The organism is Frankia sp. CcMO1 (assembly GCF_977945845.1).
Genome location: NZ_CDWTMG010000038.1, coordinates 1 through 17274, shown reverse-complemented (window position 1 = coordinate 17274; position 17274 = coordinate 1). Strand labels below are relative to the sequence as shown.

Below are 17274 nucleotides of genomic sequence, written 5' to 3'. Positions count from 1 at the left end.
CCGGAAGGGCCTCGGTCGCGGTCAAGAGGCCCGGAACCGCAGCAGCGCGTAGTTCTCGTAGACCCTGGCCGGCAGACCCTGCTTCATGACCTCGTCCGCGAGTGGCCGGGCCTCCTGCAGGGTGGTGCGCACCACCGTGCACAGCTCCTCGTAGGTGCGGTACGACCCGGAACCGGCGAGGAAGACGGTGTGCTCCGGACCGGCCTCGGCGAGGGCGCGCCGGGCGATCGCGACCCCGTCGGCTGATTCGTTGCGCTGCTCGTAGTCGGCCCAGTCGACCCGGTCCGGCGGTGCGTAGGTCGGCACGACGTACACCTTCATCCAGTTCGGCACGGTACGGGCGAGGCCTGGTCCGAGCTGGTCCGGGCAGACCAGCATCACATCACCGGGCCGGGCGATCCGCTCGAGGATCTGCGCGGCCTCGGTGGCCTGGCTCCGCTCCCGGTGGATGTCGGAGGTCCCGGCGAGCAGACCGGTCAGGGCCGCGACGGCGACCACTCCGTGGAACACCCGCCGATCGGTGATGATCGTCGCGCCGAGCCCGATGACCAGCAGGAACGGCACGAAGGCGGTGGCGGTGTACCGGTCGGCCCAGGCGTTGCCGACCACCTTGCCCGCCGTCACCGCGACGACGAGCGTGCCGGTGGCCAGCAGGAACAGGGTCCGGCCCGGTTCGAGACCACGCAGGTCGAGAAGGATGAACCGGCCACCCGCGGGCCGGCCGGCGATGCCGGCGGCGGCGAGACCGGTGACCAGGAACAGCAATAGGCGACCCAGGGTCGTCGGGCCGCCGGCCCACTGGCCGTAGGCGTGGGAGATCGCGGCATAGCTGGCGGGCTCTCCCCAGGGGGTGCCGGTGTGGGTGAGCTGGTCGAAGAAGTCGGGCAGCCACGGGGCGAAGACCAGCCCGCCACCGACGATGCCGAGCAGCCCGAAGACCGGCCCCCGCCGGTGCGGGGTGAGGAAACGGGTCGGCGTCCGGTGACTGTGGGGGGCGCCCCGGCCCCGGCTTGCCGGGCTTGCCGGACTTCCCGGGCTTCCCGGGCTTGCCGGGGCGGAACGGTACCCGGGTACACCCGCGCTACCCGGCACACCCGCTGGGTCCGCCGCGCCCGCGCCCTCGCCGCGCCGGATCTGGCGCTTGACCCACCACGGACGGGCCAGCAGCAGCAGGACCAGCCACGTTCCGACCGTGAGCAGCAGGTAGAGGCACCAGTAATGGGTCAGCGCCAGGCCTCCCGCGCAGAGCGCCAGGGCGATCGCCGATCTGATCGACGGTGTCCGCAGGACGCGTTCCAACGCCAGCCCACCCAACGCGGTGAGCAGCACGATGAGGCTGTACATCCGGGTCTCGGTCCCGAAGTACAACGCGAACGGCGACGTGAGGTACAGCACGACGCTGACCCGCGCCGCCCGCTCGCCGACCACGCGGCGGGCGAGCAGGAACAGCGGCCACGCCGCACCAATGTTGATCAGCGCGGACAGGGACCGGACCGCGAAGGTGCCCTCGCCGAACGCTTTGATCCAGCCGTGGAGCACCAGGTAGTACAGCGGCGGTGAGCCGTCCTGTAGCAGGCCGTCCCACATCGTGAAGGCCGACCCGCGCAGGGGCAGGCGGGCGATGGCGACGCTCTGCGCCTCGTCCAGCCAGAGTGCCTGGCTGGCGGTGAACCGCACGATCACCGAGACGGCGAGGAGTACCCCCACTACCGCGGTGAAGATCCGTCCCGTACGGCCGGATACGTTCCCGACCTGGTCGACCGGCTCCGGGAGCTGCTCCGCCGGCCGGACCGCGACATCCGTCACGGTCAGTCCCTTCCGTCCACATTGACCGGACTGCGACGGGCCGGCCGGTAGACGACCGGCCGGCCGGGCAGGGCCGCACCCGGTACCAGTCTCGCGTGGCGCGCCCCTACGCCTCGATGATGTCCCGGATGGGTGACGGGACGCGGCCCGTCCCGTCACCCATCCGCTCCGTACGCGGTAATACCGGGGCCGTCCCCGGTCATGCCGGCTGGCCCCGGAAGCGGAGCGGGCGCCGGCGGTGAAACGCGCCCGACATTCCGGCGACGCCCGTGTGACGGCGTTCGAGTGGCGACGCCCGTCGAATCTGTGCCCCGGATGAATCCGTCCCGGACAAACCCGTCCCGGATGAATCCGTGCCCCGGGCGAATCCTCCGTCAGGACCGGGCGGCGCCCCGGGCCGGCGACGAAACCTCCTCGTGGTAATCCTCGTCGACGTTGACCTCCCACACATCGTGCTTGGTGCCGTCGATGATGTTCTGGACCGTGAGCATCGCGGTGAGCATCGAGTGGTCCTGGTTGTTGTAACGGTGCATGCCGTTACGGCCGACCGGGTGGACGTTCGGCGTGTTCTCGGCCAGCCAGGCGCGGATGATATCGACGTTCTTCTTGTAGTGTATGTCGTAGTATGGATATGCCTTCGGCATGCGTACGACGAAACCCTGTTCCACCTGCTGGGCCCTGATCAGACCCAGTTCGACGAGTTCTTTCGTCCCGAGCGCGACCAGTTCCTCATCGGGGGCGTTCCAGGTCTCGTCACCCTCGAAGACGAAGTACTCCAGGCCGAGGCAGGTACGCCCGTCCTTGACCAGGAACGGCGACCAGGAGGCGAAGTTCTGGATCCGGCCGACCTTGACGGCGGGGGAGTGGATGTAGATCCAGTTGTCCGGAAAACCGGCCGAGGCCGGCACCACGAGGGCGATGGTGAGGAAGTCGCGGTACTTCAGCGCGTTCGCCGCCGCCAGCACGTGGGCCGGTGCCGGCGGGTCCATCACCCGGACGAGGGAGGAGAACGACATCGACGAGATAAATTCGTCGGCCTGGTACTGGTACTCGCTGCCGAGGTCGGAGCGCGAGGACTCCGGGGCACCGGCCCCCGGGCCGTACCCGCCGGTCACGGTCGTGGTGACGCCGGTCGCGCGGCCGTCGGCGTGGTGGATCTTGCGGACCTTCTCCTCGAAGACCACTCGGCCGCCCTGTTTAGTGATCTTGTCGGTGGCGGTCTCCCACATCATTCCGGGCCCGTACTTGGGGTACTGGAACTCCTCGATGAGGGAGGTGATCTCCTTCTGGTTCCGCTTCGGTAGGACCGCGTTCACGATCGCGTTCATCATGGACAGGCTCTTGATGCGCTGCGCGGCCCAGTCCGAGGGCATCTCGCTGATCGGAACGCCCCACAGTTTCTCGGTGTAGGTCTTGAAGAAGGTGCGGTAGAGCCGCCAGCCGAAACGGGCCACCAGCCAGTTCTCGTAGTTGCTCTGGTCCTGCGGCGGCCGGATCCGGGCCGCAGCGTAGGAGGCCATGCAGCGCGCCGCCTCGACCAGGCCGAGCCCGCCGAGCGCGTTTCCGGCCTTGAGCGGGTAGTCGAAGAACTTCCCGTTGTAGTAGATGCGGCTCGATCGGGGGCGCAGCAGGAAGTCCTCGTCCGGCAGGATCTCGTGCCAGAGCTTCTCGACTTCGGGAACCTTGGTGAAGAAGCGGTGGCCGCCGATGTCGAAACGCCAACCTTCACGCTGGGCCGTACGGCTGATTCCGCCGACGACCGAGTCACCCTCGATAATCGTCACGGGGACGTCCCGTTTCACCAGCTCCCAACCGGCGGTCAGACCTGCCGGTCCGGCTCCGATGACGACTACCTCTGGCTTTTCGGTCACTGTGCAGGACCTCTCCTCAACACACACTCATGGTCACTCGGGTGGACGGACACCGGGCATCGCGCCACCGGGACGCCGGACCCCTGGGACCGGTCCCGGGTCGCAAGTGTTGCATGGCGCGAGCGGAGACCCGTCCGCACCCCCTCGACCCGACACCATGCGATGATCCGTGATACGTCCGCCTTATTCCCATAACGCGCGTCCGGGCCGCCTGATCGGGTGCGGCTCTGGCATCGTGCGCACATGGCATTGTCGATACCCGGTCAACGGGCACCGCAGACCTCGCCTCCCCCGGACGGGCCGGTTCCTCCGGGGCGGGTGATGCCGGCGATCCTGGTCGGCTGGTGCGCGGTGGCCGGTGGCATCGCGGCCAAGGATGGTCGGTACGGCGCCTGGGCGCTGTCGAGCGTCCTGGTAGGTTTCGCGGCAGTGATCTTGGCGGTGGTGGTCGTGGCCGGCACCGCCGGCCCCGCCGCCGACGCCGGTACCGCCAGCACCGCCGTGGCCGTGCGCCCGCGTGGGTGGTTTGGGGCGTGGCTGCTCGTGGCGGTCATGATCGGCGTCGTGCCGCTCGTGCGCCGTCCCCGCTACTACGCCGTCGGCCGGTTCGCCACGGTGGCGGACGTGCTCGCGATCCTCGCGGGCCTGCTCGCCGCCGGGTCGATCCTGGTCATGCTGCACCGCGCCGGCCGGGGGCGCCGGATCGGCCGGGAGCCCCACCAGGGCCGGGGCCGGCTCGATGTGCTCGCCTCTCCGTGGGTGTTCTGGCTGGTCCTGGCCCTGGCCTGCGCGGCGGGCGTCGCCACGATCCGCGCCGCGCCGACGCCCCGCATCGACGTCTTCCACCTGCTCCAGGTCTCCACGGCCGGCCTGCCGCACGGGGCCGACATGTACCGGCAGCAGTGGGCGCCGAGCCGGGCCGAGTACCCGGTCGACGGCTTGTTCGACGTCTACCCCTATCTACCGGTCACGTCCGTGCTCCTGGCTCCCTTCCGGCTTCTGCTCGGTGACGTCCGTTACGGCCTGCTGCTGGCCCTGGCGGTGGCGGCGGTCCTGATCCGCGCGGTCGCGGGTGCGGGAAGGGCACCCGGGGGAAGGGCACCTGCGGCGCCGGCGGTGGCCGCGCTGCCGTTGCTGGTCGTCGTGTTCCCCGAGTCGATGTACGCCCTGCAGCAGTCCTGGACCGAGCCGTTGCTCGTGGCGTGCCTGGCGGCGACGGTGTGGGCGTCGACGAGCGGGCGGGGACGGGTGGCGGTCGTCGCGTTCGCGCTCGCCCTGGCGACCAAACAGCACGTCGTGCTGCTGATCCCCATGGCGGCGGGCTACCCCGCGTTCGGGCCCCGCCGGACGGCCGCGGCCGCGGTCGTGGCGGCGCTCCTCGTCGCCCCCTGGGTGGTGGCCGGTCCCCGGGACTTCCTCGACGACGCGGTCTGGACGAACCTCCACTACGAGGTGCTCGCCCACTCGCTGTCCCTGCCGGGCCTGGCGTCGCATTTCGGGGTCACGCTCGGATTCGGCTTGACCGCGGTCGCCCTCCTCGGTGCCTACACGGCGGCCTGGCGGGCCCGCGGGGACGCCACCGGGTTCTGCCTGGGGGCCGCGTTGGTCCTGCTCACCCTGAACCTGATGAACAAGCAGACCTTCTTCAACCACTACACGTTGCCGATGGGTCTGCTCGTGCTGGCCGTCGCGGCCCTCGCCGTCGACGACCCCGCCCGCGCGGGCGGTCAGCGCAGCGTGGAGAACCGTTCCAGCGACGCGCCCTCGTACAGGTTGCGCCGCTCGACCTGCACGGTGCGGTCGCGCAGCGTGGCGAGCTGGTCGGACAGCACGGCGCAGGCGCCCTCCAGGAACCGGTAACCGTCCGCGCGGACGAGCAGCACGGCGTGGCCGGGACCGGCCAGTTCGTTGACCTCGGCCGCGAAGCTGGTGCCGTTCGCCCGTTTCATCCGGTCGGCGTAGTCGACCCAGTCGACGAGCGCCGGGCCGGAACTGTCCGCGTACACGATCTCCCGTACCGTGACCTCGCCGTGCCGTTCGATTGCCCGGTGCACGGCCGGGCCGAGCTGGTCCGGGCAGTAGGCGACCACGTCTCCCGGCCGGGCCAGCGCGACGATCCGGTCCGCGATCTCCCCGGCCTGGGTGCGTTCGGTCCGGGCGAGCTGCCACCCGCCGAGCAGGCCGCTGAGCGAGGCGACGACCAGTACCCCGGCCCGCACATGCCGGCCCGGCAACTGGGCGATGCCGAGGGAGGCGAGCAGCAGGCAGGCCGGCAGGGCGATGCCGGTGTATCGCTCGGCGTAGGCGCTGCCGCCGAACATGTTCACGAAGTAGGCCAGGACGAGGGGGACCAGCCAGATCGCGGCCAGGTAACGGCCCGGCACCCGGCCGGAGAGCTTGACCGCGAGCTCCCGCCCGTCCGGACGCGCGGTCAGGCCGATGAGCGCGCCCCCGAGCAGCACGATGCCGAGCAGCGCACCCGTGGAGGTCGGGCCGGCCCAGTCGAAGACCGTGTCCAGTAGCACCTGGGCCTGCACCTTGGGCGCCCAGGGCGTTCCGGTGTGCAGCATCTGGAACAGGAACGACGGCATCCACGGCGCGAACAGCGCGGCGGAGGCCGCCATCGCGGCGAAGGCCCGCAGGGTCACCTGCCGGTACTGGGGCCGCCGCCGGGCCTGCAGCAGCATGAACGCCGCCACGGTGAAGATCAGCAAGAACGTCCAGTAGTGGGTGTAGACGAGGGCGGTGGTCGCCAGCGTCAGCATCGTCAGCCGGGCCGGCTCGGAGCGTTCCAGCGCCCGCACGGTCGCGAGCCCGAACACCAGCACCAACAGGACGACCAGCGAGTACATCCGCGTCTCGCTGCCGTAGCGGATCGCGTAGGGAGAGCAGGCGAACATCAGCAGAGTCGCCAGGATCACCCAGGCGTCGGCGTCACGGCCACCGTTTCCGGCCTGGGAGGCCGTCCGGCCCACCCGCCGCCCAGCCAGCCACGCCACCGGCAGCGTCGCCAGCGACAGCACCCCGGACAACGCCCGCACGGCGACGTCCCCGTCGCCGAACACCGCGATCCAGGCGTGCAGCAGCAGATAGTACAGCGGCGGTGAGCCGTCGTGCCGCAGTGCGTCGAGCAGCTGTGGGACGGGGCGCGAGGCGATGGCGACCGTCAACGACTCGTCGAGCCACAGATGGCTGGGGGTGGCGAACCGCATCAGCGCGCCGGCGGCGACGGCGAGTATGACGGCGACTACCAGCAGCTGCGGGCTGGCCGCCGCGATCCGCGCCACGGCGGTGGTCGTGCACGCGGTCCCGGGCGTGATGACCGTCCCGGTCGTGACACCGGCTGTGGCACTGTTCGCGGCTGCGGCCACGACCGCGGTCACGCCCACCGGCGCCTGGGGGCGGCGGGGACCCGAGAGCACCGCCGGCCCGGATCCGGCGTCCTGGCCGGCGGTTGGACTCCCGGATGCGTCTACGTTCACCATGCCCCCTCGTCTGCCACGATCTTGCCTTCCGTCAGAGAACCGCCTTCCGCCGGGTGGCCGCAGTCGCCTGCTGGCGGGGATGTACGCCCCGACGTTTCAGACTGTCATCCGTTCGTCGCCGTCCCGTACGCGGGCTGCCTCCCCAGCCGTCGTGCCGCCCGCCCGCCGCGCGCCGGACCCGCCGTCGGGCCTGTCGTCCGGCCCCCCGTCGGGATCGTCGTCGGGATCGTCGAAGCCGCCGGCGGTCTGCCCGGCGAGCAGAGCCGGGAGCAGCGTCATACGGCGCCGTCCGCCCGAGCTCCGCACGGCGTTGCGGATGGCCGGGCCGTTCACGGCCACAATCGACAGGTGGGCCTGCGCCCGGGTCAGCGCCGTGTAGATCAGCGGACGGGTGAGCATCCGGCCGGCCTCCGGCGGGAACACGGCGACGACGGCGGGCCACATCGCTGCCCTGCGCGCGGTGCACTGTCACCGCCCAGCCGTGCCGCAGATCACCGAGCACACCAGCGGGCACCTCGACGACGCCGCCGGGGAACGCGACCCGCAGCGCACCGCGTTCGCCCAGCGCGACGACGGTGCCGATCTCGCCGTTGGCGAATCCGACGTCGATATGGTTCGCCGTGGCCACCACACGGTCCCCGATGTCGAACCCGGAGACGGCGCCGCCGCCCGGGTTCAGCGTGCCCTTCAACGCGGTGTTGAGCGCCGTGGTGCCCGCCGGACCGGCGTGCACCGGGGTCACGACCTGGATGTCTGCGACGGGAATGCCGAGCGCGCGGGGGATGGAGTTGGTGACGAGCTGGACGGTGCGATGCGCCGCCTCGCCGGAGCTGCCGGACGGCACCACCACGACCTCCCGGCCAGGCCCCGGTGGTGGCGGTGGCAGCTCCCCGCCGCGCACCGCGGCGGCCATCGTCGCGATGGCGCCGCCGTCGGCCTGCCGGTACAACCGCCGCAGCTCGGTCACCGGGACCTCACCGGACTCGAGCAGGTCGGCGAGGATCTGCCCCGGTCCGATGCTCGGTAGCTGGGCCGGGTCCCCGACGAACATTCAGGTGCGTACCGTCCGCGCAGGCGTCGAGCAGCGCGGCGGCGAGCTCCGCGTCGAGCATCGACGCCTCGTCGACGACGACGAGGTCGGCGTCGATCGGGTTGTGCTCGCCGCGCGCGAACCCGCTGCCGCGCCCTTGAGCCTGCAACAGCCGGTGCAGGGTGCTCGCCGGCGCCCCGCACAGCTCCTCGAGGCGTTTGGCAGCCCGTCCGGTCGGCGCGGCCAGTGCGACGACCGCCTTGGCCGCCCAGGCCAGTCGTACGACGGCCGCGACCGTGCGGCTCTTGCCCGTTCCCGGCCCACCGGTGAGCACGCTGACGCCGGACTCCAGCGCGGCGCGCGCCGCCGCGAGCTGGATCTCGTCCAGCCCGGTCACTACCTCGTCGTTGCTCCCGTTCCCCCCTCGTCCTTGTCGTCGTTCTTGTCGTTCTTGTCGTCGTCGAAGTCCTTGTCGTCGTCGAACGCCAGCGCCGTCGGAGGCGGGGCGGTGGCGGCCCGTGCGGACACGGCCCGCCCGGCCGGATCGTCGTCGCCGTCGTACCCGGACCCGTCGTACCCCGACCCGTCATCGGGTCGGCGGCGGGCTCTGGGGGCGCCTGCGCGCAGCGGCTCGGCGGTCGCCATCAGCCGTTCGATGCCGTCCGCGACGGACTGCTCGGCCATCGCATGCCGCTCCAGCGCGATCCGGTCGCCGACGGCGATGATCCGCCCGTCGTCGAGCGCCGCGGTCAGCGCCGCGGTCGGATCGGCCACCCCCTCGCGCGCGGCGGCACGCAGCACCGCCTGCACGGGGCCCGCGGTGTCCCCCGCCCGGGAGGCGGCCCGGCCGAGCAGATGGGTGAGTACCGCCGGGCCCCGGCGCGGATCGTCGCGCTGCAGACCGCGGCGGCGGGCGAACCGGTCGGCCTGGGCGATCTCGGTGTCGGCGGCGGTCAGCAGCATCCACGGATCGGCCCGCAGGAGGTCGGCGGGCGCGGGTCCCAGCAGGTCGGTCACCCCGCGCGCGAGCCGGGCCGGAAGATCCGCGGCGACGAGCAGTTCGACGGCCGCGTACGTGCCCGCCACGGCGCGGAAGCTGTCGGCGAGCCGCCGGGCCTGCGGTCCGGTGACCCCCTCGACGGTGCCCAACCGGCCGACGTCGACGTGGTCGGGCCGGGTGATCCCGGCCGCGGGCAGCCGGCCGGCCGTCGTGCGGCCCAGCCCCGGCCACAGCCCCGCCCCGCAGAACGCGGCGAAGACCTCCTCGGGGTCCGCTGGCTGCGGGTCCGCTCGTGCCTGCGGGCCGACCGCGTCAGGCTCCGAGGCGGAAGCGGTCGTGTACTCGTCCGGCATGCCGGGAAGCGTAACGACGAACCGTTCCGCCGCTGTTGTAGCCCGCTGGGTAGCGTGGTATCCGGGACGGCTGTCTGGCGGCATGGCTGTATGAAGGCGATGTCGCGCGTTCCGACCGATGCGCGTCCGGGTTCACCCGCGCATCCGGGGCCACCCGCGCGTCCGGCCCGGCGGAGACAGTGAGCGTCAGCAACAGAAGGGACGGACCGGTTGACCACAGTCCTGCTGGTCCGCCACGGCCTGACCGCCGTGACCGGCAAGATCCTGCTTGGTTGGACGCCCGGCGTGGGGTTGGACGACCGTGGCCGCCGCCAGGCGTCGGACCTGGCGCGACGCCTCGCCGACATCCCGCTGGCGGCGATCGTCAGCAGCCCGCTCGACCGCTGCCGCCAGACGGCCGCGATGATCGCCGGACGCCGTCCGGTCAGCGAGGCCAGCCTGGACGGCACGCAGCAGGTCGAGATCGACGAGCGGCTCGGTGAGTGCCGGTACGGTGACTGGACCGGGCAGGAACTGGTGACCCTGGCGAAGGATCCGCTCTGGGCCGTGGTGCAGAGCCATCCCAGCGCGGTCGTCTTCCCCGGTCCCGAGGGTGAGGCACTACGGGACACGCAGGCCCGTGGGGTGAGCGCCGTGCGGGAGTGGAACGAGCGGCTGGGCCGAGACGCCACCTGGCTGCTGTGCTCGCACGGCGATGTGATCCGCACGGTGGTCGCCGACGCCTTGGGCATGCATCTGGACATGTACCACCGGATCACCGTCGATCCCTGTTCCCTGACCGTGATCCGCTACAACGAGCGCCGCCCCTTCGTCCGGCGCATCAACGACACCGGCGGGGACGTCGTCGAGCTCCTCCCGCCACCCCGGGCCGAGGGCTCCGCTGGGGCCGTCGGCGCCGCGGCGTCGTCTCCCGGGTCCCGGAAGTCCTTGGAGTCGCCGGGGTCGCCGGGGTCTTCGAAGTCCCCGGGGTCGCTGGGGTCCAGTGGGCTCGACGTGGACGAGGTGATCGGTGGCGGTGCCGGCGGTTTCCGTCCCAGCGCCGGTGGTGGAACGGGCTGATCGGGCATGCCGCGCCGGATACACGTCTTCGACCCGCCGCAGCGGTTCGTCGTGGGCACCGTAGGCCTTCCCGGTGCCCGATCGTTCTATCTGCAGGCCCGCGACGGGGCGCGGGTCGTCACCGTCGCGGTGGAGAAGGCTCAGGTCGCCTTGCTCGCCGAACAGCTGACCGAGCTGCTCGACGAGTTGGGCCGCCGTGGCGCGACGCCGCCGCCCGAGCCCGCCCCGGCCGACCCCGACCTGTCACCGCTCGATCTGCCGATCGACGAGGAGTTCCAGGCCGCGACGATCGCGCTCGGCTGGGATCCGCGTGGCGGACGGGTCGTCATCGAGGCGCAGGCGACGGGCGTGACCGACCCGGTCGTCGGATTCTCCGATGATCCCGACGGGCCGGACGCCGTCCGGGTCCTGCTGGAGTCCGAGCAGGCGCGCTCGTTCGTGCGGCGCGCGGCGCGGGTCCTGGCCGCGGGCCGGTCCTCCTGCCCGTTGTGCGGGCAGCCGTTGGACGACGGTCACGTCTGCCCGCGCCAGAACGGTCACCTGCGCTGATGCGGCCGGCGAGGGGCGCCGGGCCCGGCCGCCGCGGGTGCGCGGTCCGTGGTAGCGGTGCGGTCCATGGCGGGGGTACGGTCCGTGGTAGCGGTGCGGTCCGGTCGGCCTGGCGGTGTGGGAGAGATGTCGCTCACCGTCCGGTCCGGTGACATCACCCTGCCGGACCGGACAGACTGAGATGATGGGCGTTTCCGCGGCGAGTTCCACCCCGGGGTGGCGACCGCCACTGCATCCGATCGACGGGGGCGGCCTCGACGCCCCCGCCGCCCTCGACCTCCTTCGCCGCGGTGACCTCGAGATCACCGCCCGGCTGGTCGACGCGAGCAACACGACGCTCTGCTGCGACATCTGCGCTGACGGGGTGACCGGCCGCTGCGTCTACAAGCCGGTCCGCGGCGAACGCGCCCTGTGGGACTTCCCGGACGGCACCCTCGCCGCCCGCGAGCTGGCCGCCTACGAGGTCTCCGAGCAGCTCGGGCTTGGCATCGTCCCGCCTACCATTCTGCGTGACGGCCCGTTCGGCGAGGGCATGGTGCAGCTGTGGATCGATACCGACGTCACCGTGGACCTGGTGGCGCTGACCCGGTCCGACGACTCCCAGCTGCGCCGGATCGCCCTGTTCGACGCCGTCATCAACAACGCCGACCGCAAGGGTGGGCACCTGCTGCCGGCGCCCTCCGGCCGAATTCACGGCATCGATCACGGTGTGACCTTCCACACCGACGGCAAGCTGCGCACCCTGCTGTGGACCTGGCGGGGCAGGCGGCTCGATGCCGAGGAGACCGCCTTGCTCGACGACCTGCGTGAGGCGCTCGCGGGCCCCTTCCGGGACCGGCTCGAGGAGTTGCTCACGGTCACCGAGGTCGACGCCCTCACCATGCGGGTCGACGGGCTTCTGGCCAAGGGCCGGTTCCCGTTGCCCTCGGGGGACTGGCCGGCGATTCCCTGGCCGCCGTTCTGAGCGGGTTCTGGTTCTGAACGGGTTCTGGTTCTGGGCGGGTCAACCAGTGCGGGTACAGGTGCGGGAGAACATGAGATGTCACCGTAGGTGATCCGGGGTGGATCGGCTTGGGATGCCGTCGGTTACGTTGCGGTTACTTTCCCCGTGCCCGCCGGAGAGTCGGTTCGCGGTTACTCTGACACGCATGCAGGCGTGGCAATCTCCTCCGATACGTTTTCTTCCCGGTCACGGGAAGCCACTGAGGATCTTCGATACGGCCACGTCGAGCGTACGCGAGTTGGCGCCGGCCGCCACAGCAAGGCTGTACGTCTGTGGCATCACGCCCTATGATGCGACGCATCTGGGGCATGCCTTCACCTACCTCACCTACGACCTCGCGCAGCGTGTGCTGCGAGACGCCGGGCATCACGTCCACTATGTACAGAACGTAACGGATGTCGATGACCCGTTGCTTGAGCGAGCCACCCGTGACGGGCTGGACTGGCGGGCCCTCGCCGACCGGGAGATCGATCTGTTCCGCGAGGACATGACCGCACTGCGGATGCTGGCGCCGGACGCCTACGTCGGGGTGGTCGAGGTCATCCCGATGATTGTCGACATGGTGGCGGAGCTCGTCGACCGGGGTGCGGCCTACCAGGTCGACGACGACCTGTACTTCTCGATCGCCACCGCACCCGCCTTCGGGGAGATCTCGCGTCTCAGCCGGGCCGAGATGCTGGCGATCTGCGCCGAGCGCGGGGGTGACCCGCGCCGCACCGGCAAGAAGGACCCCCTCGATCCGCTGCTGTGGCGCGCACACCGCCCCGGCGAGCCGTCCTGGCCCTCGCCGTTCGGCCCCGGCCGGCCCGGCTGGCACATCGAGTGCGCCGCCATCGCCCGCCACTATCTCGGCGGGGTCATCGACATCCAGGGTGGCGGGACCGACCTGAGCTTTCCGCACCACGAGTGCAGCGCGGCGCATGCCGAGGTCGCCGCCGGCATTCAGCCGTTCGCCCGCAGCTACGTGCACACCGCGATGGTGAGCCTCGACGGCCACAAGATGTCGAAGTCGCGGGGCAACCTGGAGTTCGTCTCCCGGCTGCGCCGGGCCGGGGTGGATCCGGCGGCCCTGCGTCTGGCCCTGCTCGATCATCGGCACACCGAGGACTGGGAGTGGACGCCGGGCCTGCTCGACGACGCTGTGGACCGGATGAACCGGTGGCGGGCCGCCGTCGCCCTGCCCACCGGGCCCGACGCCATGGGACTGCTCGCCGCCGTGCGTGAGCGGCTCGCCGACGACCTTGACGCCCCGGGTGCCGTCGCCGCGGTGGACGCCTGGGCCGGCGCCGCGCTCGCTGATGCGGGCGGCTCCGCCGGTGCGGGCCCGGATCCCACCAATCCGGGGGGCCCGGTTCGCGGTTCTGGCGGTGACGTGCCCGCCTGGGGGGAGGCGCCCGCACTCGTGCGGCGTCTCGTTGACACACTGCTGGGTGTAGACCTTGAACCCGTCAGACCCAGAGGGAGCTGAGGATGGGAGCTCACCATCGCCGGGTGGATCCCGGGGCAGCGACCGAACGGCCCGCCTTCGACGAGGTCGCGTATGGCTACGACCCTCATCAGGTCGACGACTACCTGGCCACGCTGTGGCGTTACGCCAGCCAGGTGACCTCGCGCGCGGCCGCGGCCGAAAGCGCCCTGAAGAACGAGCGGGTCCGCAGCGCGAACATGGGCGTCGAGGGCCTGGCCGCGCAGGCCGGCGGTCGGATTGGCCAGATGCTGACCATCGCCCAGCAGGAGGCCGAGGAGATCGTCACCGGCGCCCGTCAGATCGCGGAGGCGGCGCTGGAAGAGGTGATCGAGGACGCCGGGGCGAACCACCCGATCGTGCGGGAGGCTCGGGAACAGGCCGAGAAGCTCCTCCTCGACGCCGTGGAGGAGAGCCGCCGGCTCGCCCGGGAGCGGCACGCTGAGCTGCAGGCGGAGATTGCCCGGTGCACGGCCTCGCTCGAGGCGTTGCGTCACCAGCAGGGTGAGATCATCGGTGCGATGCTGCGCCTGCGCGGGGTCCTGGCCTCCGACGAGGTGGACCGGGCGGTCACCGACCTGGCCCGGGCGGGTACGGCCGCGCCGACGACGCCGGGCACGCCTGGAACGCCGGGCACCTCGGGGTCGGCGGCGACGCCGGGGTCGGCGGGGACCTCAGTGGTCGACGGGCCGACGATGCCGCCTGCCTCACTCGTCGGCGTTCCGCCGGACCTGTCGTATGGCCGCCAGCCCGGGGGGTCGTCGCCGTTCGGTCCGGGGAGAGCCGGTCCCGCCGGTTTCCCCGCGGGCGGTGCGGGACCGTCGGATCTTTCCGGTCTTTCCGGGACCGCGTGGGCGACCGGTCGCGTCGCCAGCACGGGGCGGCGTTCCCCGGGCCGGCATCGTCAGGCCGACGTCGCGGACGCGGAACCCCACACCCCGCGCGAACCGGCCACGAACTCGGCGAACGTGCCGTTCCGCCGTGGCGCCGATGAGGACATCATCGACGCCGAGATCGTTGAGGAGTAGCGAGATCGTCGAGGAGAGGAGTAGCCCGGAGGAGAGGGGCAGCTTCTTTTACCGAGCTGGCTCTCCTCCTGGCCTTTACTGGCTGCGACGGCGCAGGTACCGTTCGAACTCCCGGGCGATTGCGTCCCCACTGGCCTCGGGTAGCGCCGTCTCGGGCTCGCGTGACTCCAGGGAACGGACGTACTCGGCGACCTCGGTGTCCCCGGCGGCGAGCTCGTCCACCTGCCGTTCCCATGCCTTCGCCCGCTCAGGAAGGTCACCCAGCGGGATCTCGATGTCCAGCATGTCCTCCACTCGGCGCAGCAGCGCGAGGGTCGCCTTGGGACAGGGCGGGTTAGCCACGTAGTGCGGCACCGCCGCCCAGAACGACACCGAGGCGAGCTCGGCCCGTGCGCATGCCTCCCCGAAGACGCCGACGATGCCGGTCGGCCCCTCATAACGGGACGGTTCCAGTCCGAGCCGGGCAGCCGTCGTCGCGTCCCCGGCGGTTCCGCTGATCGGGACCGGCCGGGTGTGCGGCGAGTCAGCGAGCAGCGCCCCGAGGGAGATCACCATGTCGCTGCCGAGGGCGTGGACGGCCTCGATCAGCTCGTCGGTGAACCCACGCCAGCGCATGTTCGGTTCCAGTCCGCGGATCAGCACCAGGTCCGTCTCGGACTTCGGTGGCCGCGCCACCGACAGGCGGGTGGTCGGCCACGAGATCTTCCGGGAAGCCCCGTCGGTCCCGCTCACCGTCGGTCGGTTCACCTGGAAGTCGTAGTAGTCGTCGGGGTCGATAGCACCGATGACACGGGCCTTGAAAGCGGTCTCCAGATGCTCGACGGCGGCGGACGAGGCATCGGCCGCGTCGTTCCACCCTTCGAAGGCGGCTACTACGACCGGCGACCGTAGTTGACCGACGCCGGAGAACTCGATCACCTACTACCTCCTGCCGCCCCGCGGCGGCCCACTGCCCCCGTGACAGTGCAACGGTACGTCCTCACGGAGACGACTCCTGCCCAGAGCCGACATGCGTGACCTCAGCCTCCCTTATGGCCCGTGAGCCGGTGACCCGCGGGCGACCAGCGGTCGTCCGCGGGTCACCTACGCTGGTCCAGTCTGCCGATGTTCTCGTGGGAACGCCTTTCCTCGGTCTCTCGATGGCGCTAGACCCGGGCGGATCGGACATCCATTCCGGATCGATGCGGTGGCTGCACCGTATCGGCTCTGGACGGATACCCGCCGTCGCGGGAATGCGAACGGCCCGGCCTAGGGCCGCCGCCGCACCGGTGCGCCCCAGCCCGTGTTCGTGCGGACCACCGCGCCGAGCACACCCGCGCGGTCCGACATCACGCCCTCCGTTCCCGCGGCTGTGCCACCCCGGCTGTGCCACCCGCGGTCGCGCCATGGGCAACCCGCCGGGACGCGTCCGGCATTCCCACCCCGCAATCATCACCGTGCCGTGGTCCCTGTGTTGTGATCACCCTGCCGTGGTCACCGTCGTGCCCGTGGCCGGCATCCTCGGAGGCGTCCGGACGGAGGGTAAACCGTACCGGCGGCAGGCGAAACCCGTCCCGGTACCCTTGGTCAGTGCACGATGATCTGGTGTCCGTCCTGGCCGAGCGTGTGCTGGTGGCCGATGGCGCCATGGGCACCCTGTTGCAGGCGGCCAGCCTCTGCCTCGACTCGGTGAATTCCGAGGACGGCGACGGCCCGTCGCGCGCCGAGGAGTTCCAGCTCGTGCCGGAGCAGTCCACCTCGGCGATCATCCTGCACCACCCGGAGGCGAAGTACTTCGCGGCCACGTAGGCACCGTGCGGTCACCCGGGCACCGTGCGGCCGACCCGGCACTAGGCCGGTCAACCGGGCACTGCGGCCGGACGACCCTGAGCTACCGAGCTACCTGAGCTAGGAGTGGACGTGGGGAGCCTTGCGGCGGTTTTCTTCGACATGGACGGCCTGCTCGTTGACACCGAGCCAATCTGGACCATCGCCGAGCACGAGGCGGCGGCGCGGCTGGGCGGCGAGTTCACCCCGGCGATGAAACGAGCCATGATCGGCCACGGCATCGATACCGCGGTGCCGCTCATGGTGTCGATGCTCGGCCGGCCGGCGTCCGACGTGGTGCCGACGGCGGAGTTCCTGCTGCGCCGCTCCGCCGAGCTGTTCCGCGAGCCCGGTGCGATCGTCCCGCAGCCCGGGGCGGTGGAACTGCTCGTCGCGCTGCGGGCGGCGGGTGTCCCGACCGCGCTGGTCTCCTCGTCCTTCCGCGACCTGATGGAGCCGGTGCTGCACGTCGTCGGTGACGAGTTCTTCGCCGTGACGGTCGCCGGTGATGAGGTCACTCGCCGCAAGCCGGACCCGGAGCCCTACCTGACCGCCGCCCGGGTGCTCGGCGTCGACCCGGTCCGCTGTGTCGTCTTGGAGGACAGTCCGTCGGGAGCGCGCGCCGGGGTGGCGGCCGGGTGCGCGACCATCATGATCCCGTCCATGCCGGATCTGCTCGACCTGACCGCGTCGGCCGCCTCAACCGTTTCGGGGTCTTCGACCGTTTCGGGGTCTTCGACCGTTTCGGGTGTCGCGGGGACCCCGGGTGTCGCGGCTCGCGGCGAGCCGGTGCCCGCCGGGCTCGCGGCGCTCCTGGCG

11 protein-coding genes and 2 pseudogenes are annotated in these 17274 nt (G+C 71.5%); 8 read left to right on the top strand and 5 right to left on the bottom strand.

All coding sequences use genetic code 11. From position 1 onward, the window contains the following. Positions 1–21: 21 nt before the first annotated feature. Positions 22–1806 (bottom strand): glycosyltransferase family 39 protein, encoded by a 1785-nt coding sequence (locus tag AC08OU_RS07695; protein ID WP_476599730.1) that lies wholly within the window; start codon positions 1804–1806, stop codon positions 22–24. Between the two features lie 374 nt (positions 1807–2180). Continuing rightward, positions 2181–3677: an NAD(P)/FAD-dependent oxidoreductase gene (locus tag AC08OU_RS07690; RefSeq protein ID WP_476599732.1), complete on the bottom strand. Its 1497-nt coding sequence runs from the start codon at positions 3675–3677 to the stop codon at positions 2181–2183. Positions 3678–3998: 321 nt separating this feature from the next. On the opposite strand from AC08OU_RS07690, the pseudogene AC08OU_RS07685 reads away from it, so the two are divergent. Beyond that, positions 3999–5444, top strand: a pseudogene (locus tag AC08OU_RS07685) (glycosyltransferase 87 family protein); the annotation flags it as partial. On the opposite strand, the gene AC08OU_RS07680 reads toward AC08OU_RS07685, so the two are convergent. Together AC08OU_RS07680 and AC08OU_RS07675 are read right to left on the bottom strand one after the other, a co-directional pair. Continuing rightward, the gene (locus AC08OU_RS07680; RefSeq protein WP_476604576.1) at positions 5405–7162 is read right to left on the bottom strand and encodes a glycosyltransferase family 39 protein; all 1758 of its coding nucleotides are present in this window, start codon (positions 7160–7162) and stop codon (positions 5405–5407) included. The pseudogene AC08OU_RS07685 and the gene AC08OU_RS07680 overlap by 40 nt on opposite strands. Before the next feature lie 96 nt (positions 7163–7258). After that, a pseudogene (locus tag AC08OU_RS07675) lies at positions 7259–9545 on the bottom strand (ATP-dependent DNA helicase). A gap of 210 nt (positions 9546–9755) precedes the next feature. On the opposite strand from AC08OU_RS07675, the gene AC08OU_RS07670 reads away from it, so the two are divergent. The 5 genes from AC08OU_RS07670 (at position 9756) to AC08OU_RS07650 (ending at position 14649) form a co-directional block, all read left to right on the top strand. Then, positions 9756–10604, top strand: coding sequence for a histidine phosphatase family protein (locus AC08OU_RS07670; RefSeq protein ID WP_476601847.1), 849 nt, complete (start codon positions 9756–9758; stop codon positions 10602–10604). Positions 10605–10610: 6 nt separating this feature from the next. After that, positions 10611–11153 carry a DUF3090 domain-containing protein gene (locus tag AC08OU_RS07665; RefSeq protein ID WP_476591980.1) on the top strand — a complete coding sequence of 181 codons (543 nt, stop codon included), beginning with the start codon at positions 10611–10613 and terminating at the stop codon, positions 11151–11153. A 184-nt stretch (positions 11154–11337) separates the two neighbouring features. Then, entirely contained in the window at positions 11338–12117 is a 780-nt protein-coding gene (locus AC08OU_RS07660) for an SCO1664 family protein (RefSeq protein WP_462188470.1), read from the top strand. 112 nt (positions 12118–12229) lie between these two features. Beyond that, positions 12230–13624 carry a cysteine--1-D-myo-inosityl 2-amino-2-deoxy-alpha-D-glucopyranoside ligase gene (gene mshC, locus AC08OU_RS07655; RefSeq protein ID WP_476604575.1) on the top strand — a complete coding sequence of 465 codons (1395 nt, stop codon included), beginning with the start codon at positions 12230–12232 and terminating at the stop codon, positions 13622–13624. Positions 13625–13626: 2 nt separating this feature from the next. Beyond that, positions 13627–14649: a DivIVA domain-containing protein gene (locus AC08OU_RS07650; RefSeq protein WP_476602200.1), complete on the top strand. Its 1023-nt coding sequence runs from the start codon at positions 13627–13629 to the stop codon at positions 14647–14649. Positions 14650–14724: 75 nt separating this feature from the next. Here AC08OU_RS07650 and AC08OU_RS07645 read toward each other — a convergent pair whose 3' ends face one another. Beyond that, the gene (locus AC08OU_RS07645) at positions 14725–15567 is read right to left on the bottom strand and encodes a PAC2 family protein (protein ID WP_476602199.1); all 843 of its coding nucleotides are present in this window, start codon (positions 15565–15567) and stop codon (positions 14725–14727) included. 666 nt (positions 15568–16233) lie between these two features. Here AC08OU_RS07645 and AC08OU_RS07640 point away from each other — a divergent pair. Together AC08OU_RS07640 and AC08OU_RS07635 are read left to right on the top strand one after the other, a co-directional pair. Then, positions 16234–16437: a hypothetical protein gene (locus AC08OU_RS07640; RefSeq protein WP_476594997.1), complete on the top strand. Its 204-nt coding sequence runs from the start codon at positions 16234–16236 to the stop codon at positions 16435–16437. 111 nt (positions 16438–16548) lie between these two features. Continuing rightward, on the top strand, positions 16549–17274 hold a 726-nt coding region (locus AC08OU_RS07635; protein WP_476604574.1), incomplete at its 3' end, for an HAD family hydrolase.

Excerpts from the sequence above, each read along its gene's own strand:
- AC08OU_RS07660 (WP_462188470.1), top strand. The coding sequence starts at position 11,338 with ATGGGCGTTTCCGCGGCGAGTTCCACCCCGGGGTGGCGACCGCCACTG.
- AC08OU_RS07665 (WP_476591980.1), top strand. The coding sequence starts at position 10,611 with ATGCCGCGCCGGATACACGTCTTCGACCCGCCGCAGCGGTTCGTCGTG.
- AC08OU_RS07680 (WP_476604576.1), bottom strand. The coding sequence starts at position 7,162 with ATGGTGAACGTAGACGCATCCGGGAGTCCAACCGCCGGCCAGGACGCC.
- mshC (WP_476604575.1), top strand. The coding sequence starts at position 12,230 with ATGCCGTCGGTTACGTTGCGGTTACTTTCCCCGTGCCCGCCGGAGAGT.
- AC08OU_RS07650 (WP_476602200.1), top strand. The coding sequence starts at position 13,627 with ATGGGAGCTCACCATCGCCGGGTGGATCCCGGGGCAGCGACCGAACGG.